The organism is Bacteroides sp. A1C1 (assembly GCF_004328515.1).
GTDB classification, from domain to species: domain Bacteria; phylum Bacteroidota; class Bacteroidia; order Bacteroidales; family Bacteroidaceae; genus Bacteroides; species Bacteroides uniformis.
On the sequence record NZ_CP036491.1, the window covers coordinates 1,295,455 to 1,312,562 of the forward strand.

The 17,108-nt window shown below is 47.9% G+C and carries 14 protein-coding genes and 2 tRNA genes; 3 read left to right on the top strand and 13 right to left on the bottom strand.

All coding sequences use genetic code 11. The annotated features are described in order from the left end of the window. Positions 1–47 precede the first annotated feature (47 nt). Positions 48–395: a translation initiation factor gene (locus EYA81_RS05490; RefSeq protein ID WP_061411216.1), complete on the top strand. Its 348-nt coding sequence runs from the start codon at positions 48–50 to the stop codon at positions 393–395. A gap of 112 nt (positions 396–507) precedes the next feature. Here EYA81_RS05490 and tsf read toward each other — a convergent pair whose 3' ends face one another. From tsf to carB, 12 genes are all read right to left on the bottom strand, one after another. After that, a complete protein-coding gene (tsf, locus tag EYA81_RS05495) occupies positions 508–1,500 on the bottom strand; it encodes a translation elongation factor Ts (protein ID WP_005829605.1) in 993 nt (330 codons plus the stop codon). Between the two features lie 122 nt (positions 1,501–1,622). Then, the gene (gene rpsB / locus EYA81_RS05500) at positions 1,623–2,456 is read right to left on the bottom strand and encodes a 30S ribosomal protein S2 (protein ID WP_005829604.1); all 834 of its coding nucleotides are present in this window, start codon (positions 2,454–2,456) and stop codon (positions 1,623–1,625) included. 172 nt (positions 2,457–2,628) lie between these two features. Continuing rightward, complete coding sequence (gene rpsI, locus EYA81_RS05505; protein WP_005829603.1) at positions 2,629–3,015, bottom strand: 30S ribosomal protein S9; 387 nt, start codon at positions 3,013–3,015, stop codon at positions 2,629–2,631. 6 nt (positions 3,016–3,021) lie between these two features. Next, a complete protein-coding gene (rplM, locus tag EYA81_RS05510; RefSeq protein WP_005829602.1) occupies positions 3,022–3,483 on the bottom strand; it encodes a 50S ribosomal protein L13 in 462 nt (153 codons plus the stop codon). Between the two features lie 335 nt (positions 3,484–3,818). Beyond that, positions 3,819–4,310, bottom strand: coding sequence for a DUF4488 domain-containing protein (locus EYA81_RS05515; protein WP_131225460.1), 492 nt, complete (start codon positions 4,308–4,310; stop codon positions 3,819–3,821). Positions 4,311–4,461: 151 nt separating this feature from the next. Next, a complete protein-coding gene (asnS, locus tag EYA81_RS05520) occupies positions 4,462–5,865 on the bottom strand; it encodes an asparagine--tRNA ligase (protein ID WP_098032870.1) in 1,404 nt (467 codons plus the stop codon). Positions 5,866–5,892: 27 nt separating this feature from the next. Next, positions 5,893–7,359: a pseudouridine synthase gene (locus EYA81_RS05525; RefSeq protein ID WP_098032871.1), complete on the bottom strand. Its 1,467-nt coding sequence runs from the start codon at positions 7,357–7,359 to the stop codon at positions 5,893–5,895. A gap of 136 nt (positions 7,360–7,495) precedes the next feature. Further along, positions 7,496–8,842, bottom strand: a complete 1,347-nt coding sequence (purB, locus tag EYA81_RS05530) for an adenylosuccinate lyase (protein ID WP_005829591.1) — start codon at positions 8,840–8,842, stop codon at positions 7,496–7,498. 158 nt (positions 8,843–9,000) lie between these two features. Continuing rightward, positions 9,001–9,075: transfer RNA gene (locus EYA81_RS05535), tRNA-Val, on the bottom strand. 31 nt (positions 9,076–9,106) lie between these two features. After that, a tRNA-Val gene (locus EYA81_RS05540) sits at positions 9,107–9,181 on the bottom strand. 130 nt (positions 9,182–9,311) lie between these two features. Next, positions 9,312–9,872 (bottom strand): sugar O-acetyltransferase, encoded by a 561-nt coding sequence (locus EYA81_RS05545; RefSeq protein ID WP_131225461.1) that lies wholly within the window; start codon positions 9,870–9,872, stop codon positions 9,312–9,314. A 128-nt stretch (positions 9,873–10,000) separates the two neighbouring features. Continuing rightward, on the bottom strand, positions 10,001–13,228 hold the full coding sequence (gene carB, locus EYA81_RS05550; protein ID WP_005833447.1) for a carbamoyl-phosphate synthase (glutamine-hydrolyzing) large subunit: 3,228 nt from the start codon (positions 13,226–13,228) through the stop codon (positions 10,001–10,003). Positions 13,229–13,869: 641 nt separating this feature from the next. On the opposite strand from carB, the gene EYA81_RS05565 reads away from it, so the two are divergent. Then, a complete protein-coding gene (locus tag EYA81_RS05565) occupies positions 13,870–14,514 on the top strand; it encodes an HU family DNA-binding protein (RefSeq protein ID WP_005833449.1) in 645 nt (214 codons plus the stop codon). Positions 14,515–14,588: 74 nt separating this feature from the next. After that, complete coding sequence (gene trpS, locus EYA81_RS05570; RefSeq protein ID WP_016274446.1) at positions 14,589–15,683, top strand: tryptophan--tRNA ligase; 1,095 nt, start codon at positions 14,589–14,591, stop codon at positions 15,681–15,683. Between the two features lie 106 nt (positions 15,684–15,789). Here the strand turns inward: trpS and EYA81_RS05575 are convergent, their stop codons facing one another. Beyond that, positions 15,790–16,983, bottom strand: coding sequence for an OmpA family protein (locus EYA81_RS05575; protein ID WP_009037822.1), 1,194 nt, complete (start codon positions 16,981–16,983; stop codon positions 15,790–15,792). Positions 16,984–17,108 lie beyond the last annotated feature (125 nt).

Consider the following 17,108-nt stretch of genomic DNA (forward strand, 5'->3'; position numbering starts at 1 on the left):
TAATTCCACATAATATCGTACTTTTGGGAAGTTTTTTAAAAAAAAGTATGAAGAATAATGATTGGAAAGAACGGTTGAATATAGTCTATTCCACCAACCCGGACTACAAATATGAGATGAATGACGATGAGGAGCAAGCTACCCTCCCCCCTGCACAACAACGCTTGCGCGTGCAGCTGGACCGCAAGAACCGAGGCGGCAAAGTCGTCACTCTTGTCACCGGTTTCGTGGGCACCGACAATGGCCTGAAAGAACTGGGCAAATTGCTGAAAAGTAAATGTGGAGTGGGTGGAAGTGCCAAAGATGGAGAAATCATTGTGCAGGGCGACTTCAAACAGCGTGTCATTGACCTGCTGAAAGCTGAAGGATACACGCAAACTAAGCCCGTAGGATAAACCAAACCATCATCCGTCTCACTGCAACTGTAGAGGCATAAAAAAAGTGACCGTTTAGGAATTCAACTCCATATACGGCCACTTCTTTTTATAGAATCGTTTCTAAGCGGAATTATTCAGCGCGCAAAGTAAAACGCTTGAAGTCAACAACCTTCAATTCAGGATCAGCTTCTTTCAAGACTTCTCTAACTGTCTTCTTGCCATCCATGATGTCTTCCTGGTTCAGCAAGCAAACTTCTTTCAAGAACTTGCCAAGACGACCCTTAGCAATATTCTGAATCATTTGTTCAGGCAGATGTGCAGCCTTCTCAGCAGAAACAGTAGCAATGATTTCCTTTGCCTTTGCCACGTCTTCAGCAGTAATCCAGCCCTTAGCCATGTTGCTTTCCATGTGGTCTTCGCTGTCCACGTGAGCCGGGTTGATACCAGCCTTCTTCAAAGCGGCCTCAACAGCCTTCTGTACCTGTTCAGCTTTTGTCTTCTCTATAGCAACATCTATTTCCTTCTGCTTGATTTCTTCAGATACACCATCTTCGTCTACCGCAATCGGATTCATGGCAGCAATCTGCATGGCAATCTGCTTAGCCAGTCCTTCTTCAACAGCCTTGTTGAAAGCAACAATAGTGCAGAGACCGTTTCTGTTCATGTGGTTATAAACCACAGTGCTTGCGCCTTCTACAGTCATGTAACCATCCAGCTCCATCTTCTCGCCAGTGATACCGCTACGGTCTGTTACAGCATCCTGTACAGTACCGTTGCCCATCGGCAGAGCTTTTACTTCGTCCAGAGTCTTGCACTTGTTAGCTACGGCAAGGTCCAGAATGTCCTGAGTCAGTTTCACGAAATCAGCATTCTGAGCCACGAAGTCAGTTTCGCACTTCAAAGCGATGATAACGGCAAAGTCACCCGTAGTCTTAGCCAGCACACAGCCTTCAGAAGCCTCGCGATCTGAACGCTTAGCTGCAACAGCTTGTCCCTTCTTACGGATAATTTCCATTGCCTTGTCGAAATCGCCTTCAGCTTCAGTCAAAGCATTCTTGCAATCCATCATACCAGCACCGGTCATCTTGCGGAGCTTGGTTATATCAGCCATACTTACAGCCATAATATCTTTTTATTTTAATTGTTAATAATATCCTTATAAAGTAATTGAGAGTTGAGAATAGAGAATTGAGAATTGCCGTAAAGTAACTCTCAACTTTCAATTCTCAACTCTCAACAGTATGATTAAGCCTCTTCTTCCTTCATGAAAGCAGCAGCCTTAGCGGCATTGATTGCTTCCTCGTCGGACTTGTCGAGTCTTGCTTTTGTAGCTTTCTTCTTGCCTTTGTTGGCAGGAGCTTCGCCGGCAGCTTCCATGTCTACCTTTTCAGCCTTACGTTCTTCCAGACCTTCCTGCATAGCAGCGCAACAAGCATCAAGAATAACTTCTACTGACTTAGTAGCGTCATCATTTGCCGGGATTACGAAATCGATGTTCGTAGGATCAGAGTTTGTATCAACGATACCGAATACAGGAATACCCAGACGGTTAGCTTCACGAACTGCGATGTTTTCCTTCATTACGTCGATAACGAACAGAGCAGACGGCAGACGAGTCAAGTCAGCGATAGAGCCCAAAGTCTTGTCCAACTTTGCACGTTGACGTGAAATCTGAAGGATTTCTCTCTTGGAGAGGTTTGAATAGGTACCGTCGCTTGTCAGCTTGTCGATGGTAGCCATCTTCTTGACAGCCTTACGGATAGTCGGGAAGTTAGTCAACATACCACCCGGCCAACGCTCGATTACATAAGGCATATTTACAGATGCAGCCTTATCGGCAACCACCTGCTTAGCTTGTTTTTTAGTAGCAACAAACAGGACTTTCTTTCCTGATTTAGCGATTTGCTTCAAAGCTTCAGCAGCTTCGTCAATTTTAGCAACCGTCTTGTTGAGGTCAATGATATGAATACCATTGCGCTCCATGAAGATGTAAGGAGCCATTGCGGGGTTCCACTTTCTTTTCAAGTGACCGAAGTGGCAACCGGCTTCCAATAATGTATCAAAATTTGTTCTAGACATTTTCTTTTAAATTAATCGTTTACTTTCTTTTTTGTTTCTTCTAAACCAACCGCCGGGTAGTCTGAATCTGAAGAGTCCCGGTAGTTTAGATACTAAACGCTTTTTCAGTTGAGAGTTGAGAGGTGAAAGTCGAGAATTAAGCAACTTGTCCGCCCCAACCGTTCTCCAACTCTTAACGTTTACTGAACTGGAATCTACGACGTGCTTTCGGTTGTCCCGGTTTCTTACGTTCAACAGAACGAGGATCACGAGTCATGAAGCCTTCAGAACGGAGAGCAGCCTTGTCCTCAGCATTGATTTTCACCAGTGCGCGGGCAATTGCCAAACGCAAAGCCTGAGACTGTCCAGTGAAACCACCACCGCAGAGGTTCACTTTGATATCGTACTTTTCAGCAACACCCAGCTTGTTCAACGGCTGTTTAACTACATACTGAAGAATGCTTGATGGAAAGTACTCTGCGAGGTCTCTCTTATTAATAGTAATCTTTCCGGTACCTTCGCTTACGAAAATACGTGCAATTGCACTTTTACGTCTGCCTAATGCATTTACTACTTCCATTATCTCTTATTTAAGTACGTTAATATCAATCATTTTCGGGTTCTGAGCATCGTGTTTGTGCTCACTGCCGGCATATACATACATATTGCCCAGCAATTTTGCGCCCAACTTGTTCTTAGGCAACATACCCTTTACTACTTTTCTCAGCAACTTATCATCACCGTTCGGTTTTGCCTGCAAACGGGCAGGAGTGATTTCTCTCTGACCGCCGGGATAACCTGTATATGACAGATATACCTTGTCATTCCATTTGTTACCGGTTAATTTTACTTTGTCGGCGTTGATAATGATTACATTATCGCCACAATCTACGTGAGGGGTAAAGTTAGGTTTATACTTTCCTCTCAACAGTTTCGCAACTTTTGCGCCCAGACGGCCCAATACCTGGTCTGTAGCGTCAACAATGACCCATTCTTTAGTCACTGTAGCTTTGTTTGCAGAAATGGTCTTGTAACTTAAAGTATCCACTCTTAATTGTTTTTTAAAATGTTACTACTAAATTTTTTCTTCACCGCAAGCCAGTCATCCCGGACAATGGAAGATTAACTCGCTATGAATTAAATGCTTATCCTTTCGAGATAATAATCGGCTTGCAAAGGTACGGTTTTTCTTAGAACTGGCAAAAGTTTTCCACTTTTTTTTAGAGAGCCACTTGGCTGATATACAACAGACAAAGTTATCCTGCGGAGAAAGGGAAGAATCTCCGCAGAACAACTCTTTATGATGCGGCCTTCATCGGCCAATGCCGTCATAGAAGGCCTTCAAAGCTGCATTGAGAAAGAAACGGGAAAGAGAAAGAAATATCAACGGACAAGGTCCTCGGGGAATTTCGCGGGCATGCCCACCCGTTTCCATGTTTCATGGAACCATGTATTCAGTTCATTCTCATTCAAGTCCTTAGCTATAAAATACTTCAGGTACATTACCCCGTCGTCCCCTATTTCAAACTCCAATATATTGTCTTTGTGGTCCAACATGGGCAGATGGATATTTTTCTCAATACTTTCCTTATAGGAATTATCCGTCAGCTGCTGATAAGTCCCATACCCCGTGATGATGGCATCCTTGCCAGGAATAATCGTGAAGTTGACAATGCGGCCGTCATCACTCAGCACTTTAAAGGTATTACTCGGTTTCAATATCCCGGGAACATCCGGGATTTCGGACACATAATGACATAACTGCCAAATTCCTGCCAGTTCCGCAGGCCTAAACTCTGCGCTCTCCTGCGCATTGGCTCCCGCTACCGCAAGCAGCACCGCTGCCAGCATGGTAAAGAAATAGTTCCGTTTCATATTCGTATGATGTTGGTTAACGTTATGTCGTTCCGCTAGACACAAATATAAAGATTTATTTTGAGATTATAACATTTTTGGGTATAAAAAAACCGCACAAACAACAGAATGTTTGTGCGGATGATTTTATCCAGTTTGTATATTCCGAAACTTAGAACTCAGCGTTGCGCGGCGTACGCGGGAACGGTATGACATCACGGATATTCGTCATGCCCGTAACGAACAGCAGCAAGCGCTCAAAGCCTAAACCAAATCCGGAGTGGGGACATGTACCGAACTTACGGGTATCGAGATACCACCACATATCCTTCATCGGGATGTGAAGTTCGTCAATGCGCGTCATCAGCTTGTTGTAATCCGATTCACGTTCGGAACCGCCAATGATTTCTCCAATCTTCGGGAAGAGCACATCCATGGCACGCACGGTCTTGCCGTCTTCGTTCTGCTTCATATAGAACGCTTTGATTTCCTTCGGATAGTCAGTCAGGATAACCGGACGCTTGAAGTGGTCTTCCACCAGATAGCGCTCGTGTTCGGAAGCCAAGTCAACTCCCCAGTACACCGGGAATTCAAACTTATGTCCTTTGGCAACAGCCTCTTCTAGTATCTTGATACCTTCCGTATAGGGCAGGCGCACGAAGTTTTCTTTCAAGACACCTTGCAGACGTTCAATCAATCCCTTATCAAACATGTCATTGAGGAACTTCACATCGTCGGCACAGTTGTCCAAAGCCCACTGCACACAATACTTGATGAAGTCTTCCGCCAGGTCCATATTGTCCGCAATATCATTGAACGCCACTTCCGGCTCAATCATCCAGAACTCTGCCAAGTGGCGGGGAGTATTGGAATTCTCGGCACGGAACGTAGGACCGAATGTATAGATGGCTCCCAATGCAGTAGCGGCAAGTTCGCCTTCCAACTGTCCGGAAACCGTCAGGCTGGCCTGCTTTCCAAAGAAGTCATCATCGTAAATAATGGAACCATTCTCGTCCTTCTTCAAGTCATACAGATTCTTTGTAGTTACCTGGAACATCTGGCCTGCGCCTTCGCAGTCGGAAGCCGTGATGATCGGAGTATGAAAATAGAAGAACCCTCTGTCATGAAAGAACTTATGGATGGCAATCGCCATGTTGTGACGAATACGAAACACCGCCCCGAACGTATTGGTACGGGGACGCAGATGGGCTATCTCACGGAGAAACTCCATGGAATGACCTTTCTTCTGCAACGGATACGTGTTATCGCAAGCTCCCAGCACTTCGATCTCGCGGGCCTGCACTTCGGCCTTCTGACCGGAACCGACAGATTCCGTCAGCACCCCGTTTACACTCAAACAAGCACCGGTAGTTATCTCTTTCAGCATCTCCTCATCGAAGTTACCCAAGTCTACTACAATCTGCACATTATTTATTGTAGAACCGTCATTCAGCGCGATAAAGTTTACTTGCTTACTACCTCTGCGGGTACGAACCCAGCCCTTCACGTTGACCATAGCGCCAAAATCTTCACGCTTCAGCAGGTCAACCACCTTTGTTCTACTAATCTTTTCCATAAAACAGTTATTATACCTTATTATATATTACTCGAAAGAACCCATGCGCAGGAAGTTCACCTCTTGCTCCGTGAGGTAACGCCATTCGCCGCGGCGCAGGCCTTTCTTCGTTAAACCGGCAAAATATACACGGTCCAGCTTCATCACTTTGTATCCCAGCGATTCGAAGATACGACGCACGATACGGTTCTTACCGGAGTGAATTTCAATGCCGACATCATCTTTCTTGACGTCATCCGTATAGCTAATGGCATCTGCATGGATTTCTCCGTCATCCAGTTGAATACCGGCCGCAATTTGCTCCATATCGGCTTTTGTCAGATTCTTGTCCAAATGCACATGATATATTTTCTTCTTCAGATACTTGGGATGCGTCAGCTTGGAAGCCAAGTCACCATCATTTGTCAGCAGCAACACACCTGTAGTATTGCGGTCCAGACGACCTACCGGATAAATACGTTCATTGCAAGCGCCTTTCACCAAATCCATCACCGTGCGACGTGCTTGGGGGTCATCCGAAGTAGTCACTGTATCTTTCGGCTTGTTCAGCAGGACGTAAATCTTACGTTCGATACTGACCGTCTGGTCGTGGAACTTCACTTCATCACCACGTTTAATCTTGGTTCCCAATTCCGTCACGACCTCTCCGTTTACAGAAACAACTCCGGCAGTGATGAATTCATCAGCCTCGCGACGGGAACAAACACCGGCATTGGCCAGAAATTTGTTCAGACGGATAGGCTCGTTCGGGTCCACAAACTGCTCCTTATACTCTATCTGTTTCTTCTTGCTGTACTTAGCATTGGGGTCATAATCGGCCGAACGACGGACAGGACGACTATAGCTATCTCTGTTACCATATCCGCCAGGCCTTCCACCACCCGAATTGAAGCGTGGACGATAAGGACGATCACCACCCTCATTATTGTAGCGAGGACGCTGCAGACGGTCGCCATCTTCACTGTTATAGCGCGGACGATAGGGACGGTCTGTATTATAAGAACGATCACTGTTATAAGGACGTTGCGGACGGTCACCACCTTCATTACCATAACGCGGGCGCTGCGGACGGTCACTATTATAAGGGCGTTGCGGACGGTCGCCACCTTCGCTGTTGTAGCGCGGACGGTAAGGGCGGTCCCCCGAATTGTTTCCATAAGGACGTTGCGGACGGTCGCCGCCTTCGCTGTTATAACGCGGACGATAAGGGCGGTCGCCATTATCATTATTGTAACGAGGACGCTGCGGACGGTCACCATTGTCCGCACCAGGATTAAAGCGCGGGCGATAAGGACGGTCACTGTTATAAGGACGCTGCGGGCGGTCCCCGTTTTCACTGTTAAATCTGGGGCGATAAGGACGGTCGCCATTATCACGGTTGTAAGACGGACGGCTGTAGCCACCTTCCTTGTTAAATTGGTTACCATCGCGGCCGGCACCTGAGTTCTCCTCTGCGGAAGAAGCATCACGCCAAGTTTCGTTTTCTGTACTCATTGTTTTTTATTCGAATAAAATTAAACCTTGGCCTCACGGCCATTCATTGTCTCTATTATACCTTGAATTTTATATGTTTCTATAACAATTGCCGGAGTAAAAAGTTGAAATTCCTCCGGTACACTTCTGTGGTTGCTTAAATTCCCGTATAAGTATGGGGGGTAATCACCCGCAATTCTTTCTTTATCTCTTCACTTACATTCAGTCCCTCTATAAATTCCTTGATAGACGCTTCCGTAATGGCCTGATTGGTACGGGTCAACGCTTTCAACGCTTCATAAGGATGCGGATAGGCCTCGCGGCGCAGAATGGTCTGGATAGCCTCGGCCACCACGCTCCAGCAATTGTCCAGGTCACGGTAGATGGCCGGTTCGTTCAACAGCAACTTACGCAAACCCTTCAAAGAACTTTGTATGGCAATAATGATATGCCCGAACGGCATACCCACATTGCGGAGCACGGTAGAGTCCGTCAAGTCACGCTGCAAACGGGAAACCGGCAGTTTTACCGCCAAGTGCTCAAGAATAGCATTCGCCATGCCCAGGTTTCCTTCCGCATTTTCAAAGTCAATCGGGTTCACCTTGTGCGGCATCGCGCTGGAGCCCACCTCACCGGCTTTAATCTTCTGCTTGAAATATTCCATAGAGATATATTGCCAGAAGTCACGGTTCATATCAATCATCACCGTATTGATGCGCTTCATGGCATCAAAGATGGCAGACAGATTATCGTAATTGGATATCTGGGTAGTATACTCCTCGCGTTCCAAGCCAAGCTTTTCGGAAACGAACTTATTGCCGAATGCCTTCCAGTCATATTCCGGATAAGCCACATGATGGGCATTGTAATTACCCGTAGCGCCACCGAACTTTGCTGTCACCGGACAAGCCTTCAGCGTTGCCAACTGGCGTTCCAGACGGTAGACAAACACCATTACCTCCTTGCCCAAACGGGTAGGCGAAGCCGGTTGTCCGTGTGTCTTGGCAAGCATGGGGATAGCGGCCCACTCTTCCGCATAAGCACGGAGCTGCGCTATCAGTTCCTCTATTTGAGGATAGTACACCTGCTCCAGCGCCTCCTTTACAGACAAAGGAACAGACGTATTGTTGATATCTTGTGAAGTCAGGCCAAAATGGATGAACTCCTTATAGTCGTCCATACCACCCAACTTGTCAAACTCTTCTTTTAAGAAATACTCCACAGCCTTCACATCATGGTTCGTCACGCTCTCAATATCCTTGATGCGTTGCGCGTCGGCTTCGGAGAAGTTACGGTAAATGTTTCTCAAGGTTTCGAAAACGCCCTTATCCACCCCTTTCAGTTGCGGCAAAGGCAGCTCACACAGCGTGATAAAGTATTCTATTTCAACTTGTACACGGTATTTAATCAGTGCAAATTCTGAAAAATAGGCAGCCAAAACATCCGTTTTGCCTCTGTATCGACCGTCAATCGGAGAGATTGCGGTAAGTAAATCAAGTTTCATACGTCGTATTTATGATGATAATTATCGGACTGCAAAATTACTGCTTTTTTCTGAGTAACAAGACATAAAGGATAAAGATTTTAAGAAAAGGAAGTTAACGGATAAAAAAAATGGCCTTACAATCACTTGCAAGACCACCTTCGAATGAAAATTTCCAGTGGGCGTTGACGGATTCGAACCGCCGACCCTCTGCTTGTAAGGCAGATGCTCTGAACCAGCTGAGCTAAACGCCCTTTTGATGAACGAAAGTGCTTGGATTTTGTGTGGGCGTTGACGGATTCGAACCGCCGACCCTCTGCTTGTAAGGCAGATGCTCTGAACCAGCTGAGCTAAACGCCCGTACACTTCCGTTTCAAAAGCGATGCAAAGGTACAGCTTATTTTGACATTACCAAAACTTTTGCATAATATTTTTCGATATTTTTTTAGTCATTTAGCGACACGCTCTGTTTCTCAAGCATTTAGTACGTTCACTTTTTTGCCTCATTTTTCCGGATGACCTTTGCCGGATTACCAACGGCTATGCTATCGGATGGAATATCTTTCGTCACCACACTACCCGCACCGATGATACAACGGTCGCCGATGGTGACGCCTGGACACAAAATGGCACCGCCGCCAATCCAGCAATCCTCTCCTATCGTCACCGGATAGGCATATTCCTTTTCCGTACGACGCTCGATATAATCCATCGGATGATGGGGAGTGTATATCTGTACGCATGGACCGACCAACGTATGGGCACCAATCGTGATATATCCCCCGTCCAGGAAAGTGCAATTGGCATTGACAAAGACATGCTCACCCAGCCGGATACCATCCCCATGGTCGCAATGGAACGGCGGACAGATGACGGACGTGGCGGGAATGCCCGGTACCAGCTCCTCCAGCAAGCTCCGGTAATCCTCATCGTAAGTACTCATCACACACATTTTTGCCAGCAAGCGCTTGGCATGCTCGAACTTCACCTGTATCTCCGGAACGGACATATCCGCCAACTGGGAGCTACGCATTTTTTCCACTTCATTCATATTGTTTCTTCTTTTGATTCATACAGAGACTCAGCCCCGAACAAAAATACGGAAATAAACGCAGTATACCAAAAGAGCGGAAAACCTTTCGGCTTTCCGCTCCTGCAATCGTTTATAGAGCAAACAATTTATTTGTACTCCTGCCAGCTCTTAATCTGGATATCTTCCAGCTTCATTTCGCAGAATGCCTCGATAAAGGCACTTGCCAGGCGGGCATTGGTAATCAACGGAATGTTGTGGTCGATGGCACCGCGACGAATCTTGTAGCCATTGGTCAGCTCGCGTTTCGTATGGTTCTTCGGAATGTTGACAATCAGGTCGAAGGCATGGTCGGCAATCATCGTCATCACGTTGTTTTCCGCATCCGGGCGTTCATCCGGCCAGTAAACGGCTTCCGTCGTCACGCCATGGGCGTTGAGGAAAGCGGCTGTACCTGCCGTAGCATAAATCTTATAGCCTTTGGCAAAGAGCATGCGGCTGGCATCCAGCAAATCCACCTTGGACTTCATGGCTCCGGAGGAGAACATCACGCCCTTCTCGGGACGGGGGATTCTGAATCCGGTAGCAATCATGGCATTCAGCAATGCTTCGGAGAAGTCGTCGCCAATACAGCCTACCTCGCCCGTAGACGACATGTCCACACCCAATACCGGGTCTGCCTTGTGCAGACGGGAGAAGGAGAACTGGCTTGCCTTCACACCGATACGGTCGATGTCGAATGCCGACTTGTCCGGTTGTGTATAGGGAGCGTCCAGCATGATGCGGGTAGCAGTCTCGATGAAGTTACGCTTCAGCACCTTGGATACGAACGGGAAGCTGCGCGATGCACGGAGGTTACACTCGATAACCTTCACCTCGTTGTTGCGTGCCAGGAACTGGATATTGAAAGGACCGGAAATATTGAGTTCCTTCGCAATCTGGCGGCTGATTTTCTTGATGCGGCGTGCCGTTGCAAAGTAAATCTTCTGTGCCGGGAATACCAGCGTAGCGTCACCGGAGTGTACACCGGCAAACTCTACGTGCTCGGAGATGGCGTATTCTACCACTTCACCGTTTTGGGCAACAGCGTCGAACTCAATCTCCTTGGTGTTCTGCAAGAACTGGGATACCACCACCGGATATTCCTTAGATACCTCAGCAGCCATCTTCAAGAAGTTTTCCAGTTCTTCTTCATCGTAGCATACGTTCATCGCAGCACCGGAGAGTACGTAAGACGGACGCACCAGTACCGGATAGCCCACCTTCTCTACAAAGCCTTTCACATCTTCCAGGCTGGTGAGTTCCTGCCAAGCCGGTTGGTCGATGCCCAGCTGGTCGAGCATGGCAGAGAACTTGTTACGGTTTTCGGCACGGTCGATGGAGATGGGGGAAGTACCCAACACGGGAACTGACTGGCGGTGAAGCTTCATAGCCAGGTTGTTCGGTATCTGTCCACCCACGGACACGATGACACCGCGCGGCTGCTCCAGGTCGATAACGTCGAGCACACGTTCGAAGGAGAGCTCGTCGAAGTAGAGACGGTCGCACATGTCGTAGTCCGTAGAAACGGTTTCGGGGTTATAGTTAATCATGATGGACTTGTAGCCCAGCTTGCGGGCAGTCTGGATGGCATTCACCGAACACCAGTCGAACTCTACAGACGAACCGATGCGGTAAGCGCCCGAACCAAGCACAACCACTGATTTTTCATTCTTATAATAGTTCACATCATAACCCTGAACGGCATACGTCATGTAGAGGTAGTTCGTCAGTTCCGGATGTTCGGAGGCCACCGTATTGATGCGCTTCACGGCGGGCAGGATGCCCAGCTCCTTACGACGGGCGCGTACGGCAAGGTTTTCCTTCTCCATATTGCCTTGCGGATTCAGCACGAAGCGGGCAATCTGGAAGTCGGAGAAGCCAAGCACTTTGGCTTCGCGCAGCACGTCGGCGGGGATGTCTTCCACCTTATTATATTGGGAAAGTTTCTGCTTGTAGTCTACGATGTTCTTCAGCTTGCCCAAGAACCAGGGGTCAATCTTGGTCAGCTCAAAGATGCGGTCGATGGCATATCCCTTTTCCAGAGCCTCGGCAATGGCAAAGACGCGCAGGTCTGTGGGATGTGACAGTTCGTAATCCAAGTCATCGAACTCCACTCCCTCATTGCCCACGAATCCGTGCATTCCCTGACCAATCATACGCAAGCCCTTCTGGATAATTTCTTCAAAGGAACGTCCGATAGACATGATTTCGCCTACCGACTTCATGCTGGAACCAATTTCGCGGCTGACACCTACGAACTTTGTCAAGTCCCAACGCGGAATCTTGCAAATCAGGTAGTCAAGCTGCGGAGCTGCGTATGCCGAGTTGGGAGTTCCCATCTCGCCGATTTGGTCGAGCGTATAGCCCAACGCAATCTTGGCAGCCACAAATGCCAGCGGATAACCGGTAGCTTTGGAAGCCAATGCGGAAGAACGGGACAGACGGGCGTTCACCTCGATGACACGATAGTCGTTTGTCTCGGCGTTGAACGCATACTGGATGTTACATTCGCCCACGATGCCCAGGTGGCGGATACATTTGGTGGAAAGCTCCTGCAACATTTTCACCTGCTCGTCGGTCAATGAGCAAGTGGGAGCCACTACGATGGACTCACCCGTATGAATACCCAGCGGGTCGAAGTTTTCCATGCTTGCCACCGTGAAGCAGTGGTCGTTGGCATCGCGGATTACCTCAAATTCAATTTCCTTCCAACCCTTCAGAGACTCTTCTACCAGAATCTGCTTGGAGAAAGTGAAAGAGCTTTCGGCCAATTTAATGAAGGCTTCCTCGTCCGGACAAATACCGCTTCCCAGTCCACCCAGAGCATAAGCCGAGCGCACCATCACGGGGTAGCCAATCTCGCGGGCTGCCTTCAGTGCGTCCTCCATGCTCTCTACAGCGTGACTCTTCGGAGTCTTCATCGGAATCTCGTCCAGCTTCTTCACAAAGAGGTCACGGTCTTCGGTGTACATAATCGCCTCAACGGAAGTACCCAGCACACGCACGCCATATTTCTGAAGAATTCCGTTCTGGTAGAGTTCCGTACCGCAGTTCAGCGCCGTCTGTCCGCCGAATGCCAGCAAAATGCCGTCGGGACGTTCTTTCTTGATGATTTCTTCCACGAAATAAGGAGTTACCGGCAAGAAATAAACTTGATCGGCGATACCTTCCGATGTCTGGATAGTAGCAATGTTCGGGTTTACCAAAACAGAACCGATACCTTCTTCGCGCAACGCCTTCAGCGCCTGCGAACCGGAATAGTCAAACTCTCCGGCCTGACCAATCTTGAGCGCACCAGAACCCAAGACAAGCACTTTCTTTAAATTCTTTTCCATATTCTCTTGTTGTCTATTAAGTTACGAGTTACAAGCTACGAACTACGAGTTGTAGCTATTTCACAAAAAAAATGCGTCACCCAATAAAGGATTAACGCATTACCAAAGAACTAAAAATATCTTTCTCGAAAAAAGAGAAACTGACGGCTCCCGAATGAAATTCATTCGAACGGAGGTTATATTTGCTTCTCATTTCCTGCGATTGCATAGTCTCTTTAAAATTTGTGCAAAGTAACGACTTATTTACGAAAAGAGCAAATTGTGGCATATTTTTTTGCATAAAAGAAACGTCATCCTCCATAATAGAAGAGCGGCCGTCGCCCACAACCGAAATCTTTTTCCGAAAAATGCGATTCCATATAAAAAAGAAAGACTATATCTCAGTAAAGGCATTTGCGGATAAATATGAAGATTCTCCCCACCAAAACTTGCTTTTCTCGCCACGGAAACTTACCTTTGTGCCTATACAAAAATAGAACAAGGATTCTGTTTCTACAAACAAAGCCTTTATTCTTAAAAATAAAATTTCTATTCCTTGGAATAAAGGCTTTATTCTAAGATTTCTCCGCCACCAAAAGAACTTTGCTCCGCAGGGAAAAGGACTTTGCAACGAAGGAAAGAAAAGAAAGGAGAACGCAACAATGACCACACGCTACCAAATGAAAGAAATGCCCGACTTGCAAGGCACGGGCGAACCAATCACCTACCCCAAGATGGTGATGACCGGACAGACCGGCACGCGCGAACTGGCGGAATACATCGCCATGACCTCGGGATTCTCTAAAGGCGTAACCGAAGGAATTATCTGCGAGCTGGGCGAAGCCCTGGCCCACGAAATGGGAATGGGACGCTCGGTGAAGATAGAAGGATTGGGCGTATTCACCCCCGCACTGTCCATCTACCCCGACAAGGAACGCGAACAGCCCCAAGAAAGCACCACGAAGCGAAACGCGCGGAGCATCTACGTAAGTGGCGTGAACTTCCGCACGGACAAGGCCTTGATTAGAGAAACCAACCATTGGTGCGAACTGGAACGTGCCTCCTGGAAACCCGCACGTTCGTCGAAGAAATACACCCCCGAACAACGTCTGGCTCTGGCGCATCAGTATCTGGACAAGCACGCCTTCCTTACTGTCAGCATCTACCGGCAACTGACCGGACTCGTCCGCTCCACCGCCACCGTGGAACTGCGCAAATGGGCACATACTCCCGGCAGCGGAATCGATACAAGCGGCATCGGAAGCCATAAGGTATACGTGAAAAGGAAAGAAAGCGTCATCCCTTGAGGTTTCGATAATTATAGGTATCTTTGCCGGTCTTAATGGCTTTTATACAATGAAGAAACTAAAAAATACATAATATGGCAAAAGAAAAAATCATCCTTACGGGCGACCGCCCCACAGGACGCCTGCACATAGGACACTATGTAGGCTCATTGAGAAGAAGAGTGGAACTGCAAAACTCCGGCTTGTACGACAAGATTTTCATCTTCATCGCCGACGCACAAGCGCTGACGGACAATATGGAGAATCCGGAAAAGGTGCGCCAGAACGTCATCGAGGTGGCACTGGACTACCTGGCGTGCGGACTGGACCCGACGAAGAGCACCATCTTCATCCAATCGCAGATACCGGAACTCTGCGAGCTGACCTTCTACTACATGGACCTGGTGACCGTGAGCCGCCTGCAACGCAACCCGACGGTAAAGACCGAAATCCAGATGCGTAACTTCGAGACAAGCATCCCCGTAGGCTTCTTCACCTACCCCATCAGCCAGGCAGCGGACATTACCGCCTTCCGCGCCACTACCGTGCCCGTGGGCGAAGACCAGGAACCGATGATTGAACAAGCTCGTGAAATCGTACGCCGTTTCAACTATATATATGGTGAAACCCTTGTGGAACCGGAAATCCTGTTACCTGACAATGCAGCCTGCCTGCGCCTGCCGGGAACGGACGGCAAAGCCAAGATGAGCAAGAGCCTCGGCAACTGTATCTATCTTTCGGACTCTGCCGACGAAGTGCAGAAGAAAGTGAAGAGCATGTATACCGACCCCGACCACCTGCGTGTACAAGACCCCGGAAAATTGGAAGGCAACACCGTATTCACTTACCTGGATGCCTTTTGCCGTCCGGAACACTTCGGCCTTTATCTGCCCGAATATCCGAATCTGGACGAACTGAAAGCCCACTACCAACGTGGCGGTCTGGGCGATATGAAAGTGAAGAAGTTCCTCAACGAAATTATGCAGGAGACACTGGAGCCTATCCGCAACCGCCGCAAGGAGTTTGAAAAAGACATCCCCGCCATCTACGACATGCTGAAGAAAGGTTGCGAAACTGCCAGGGAAACCGCTGCCGCAACCTTGGACGATGTACGCAAGGCTATGAAGATAAACTACTTTGATGATGCGGAACTGATTGCAGAGCAAATAAAGAAATTCGGAGGGGAATAAGGGAAGAACACATAAGTTAATAAGAAAAGGGGCATGCGTCACGGTAACGCATGCCCCTCTTTTTTTGTAGCTAGTAACTTGTAGCTTATTTCTTTTATCCCGTCTCCTAGTTGGCTGATTTCACCAACACTACACGGTTCAGAATCGGTTGTCCGAACTTGTCGACACCACCACCGGCATCTACCTTCAGGCGGTCAGCAGGGATTCCGTATTGTTTTACCAATACATCAACCACGGCTTGTGCACGCTTCAAACTCAACTCTTTGTTGAATGCCGGCGTACCGGTTGCAGAGTCTGCATATCCGTTTACAGTGTAAGTGGCGTTCGGGAATTGCTTCATCTGGTCTGCCAGATAAGACAAGTTCATTGCTTCACGTGGAGAAACTTCGGCAGAACCGATATTGAAGAATACGGTACGCGGTGCTATATCCGGATCGGGAACAATCACTTCGGTTTCCGTAACTTCGGCCACCGGCTGGTTCTGTGCAGCCACCAGTGCATTCTGCAACTGTTGGTTGGCAGCTCCCATCTCTGCAAGCTGCGCCTGCATGGCAGCCAGCTCTACCTGAGAAATCAACTGGGGCATCGGGCGACGGAATCCACGGGCGGGGAAACGGTATGTCAACCCCACCGTTGCACTCAGCACGCCATCATATCCATGATCGCCGCCAACTTCGCCATCGAACTTGTCTTCAACGCCCATTGCGCTCAGCTCCAGGTTAATATCTATCGCATTCGAAATACGGAAGCGGTTGATGATACCTGCGTTTACGGACAAAGCTTCGCGATGAGGCTTTGTGTAGTTGTGAGTGAACCCCGCACCTACATAAGGAATGATTTCATATACGCGGTGCTGGTTGTATCCTCCAAACAGCGCATTCAGATTGAACATCACATCTCCGTGCAGATTCATATAGTCGAAACGCTGTTTGTAGTAGCCGTCATCCATCTGAGTGCCTTTCACGTAGTCAGCACCTGCATCATACGTATATCCTCTTGCCTGAAGGCCGCTATATTGCAGACGTACTCCCAGTCCCGGGGTGAACCATTTGCCGATGGCAAAATTCAGCGTCGGACTGATACGCTTGCCAAAACTTCCTGCCTTATCATTATCTCCAAAAGTTGCTTCGGCACCACCGCCTATAGAGAAAAACCAGTTACTCCAGAACGGGTTAGTGATTACCTGATATTTATCCTGAACCTGGATAACACCAAATTCTTCCACAACTTCAGTCTTTTGCTGCGCCATGGCAACAGAAGACACACCAGCCAAAGCCAGTAACATTAGAATCTTTTTCATATACCTTAAAATAGTTAAGTGGTTAATTAAACTCTTTATCATTCAAACTGTCTAATTAACGCCAACAGAACTAAAAGGTTCTGAATATTTGTACTTTTTTTGCCTTGATGCAAAAGAAAGCACTC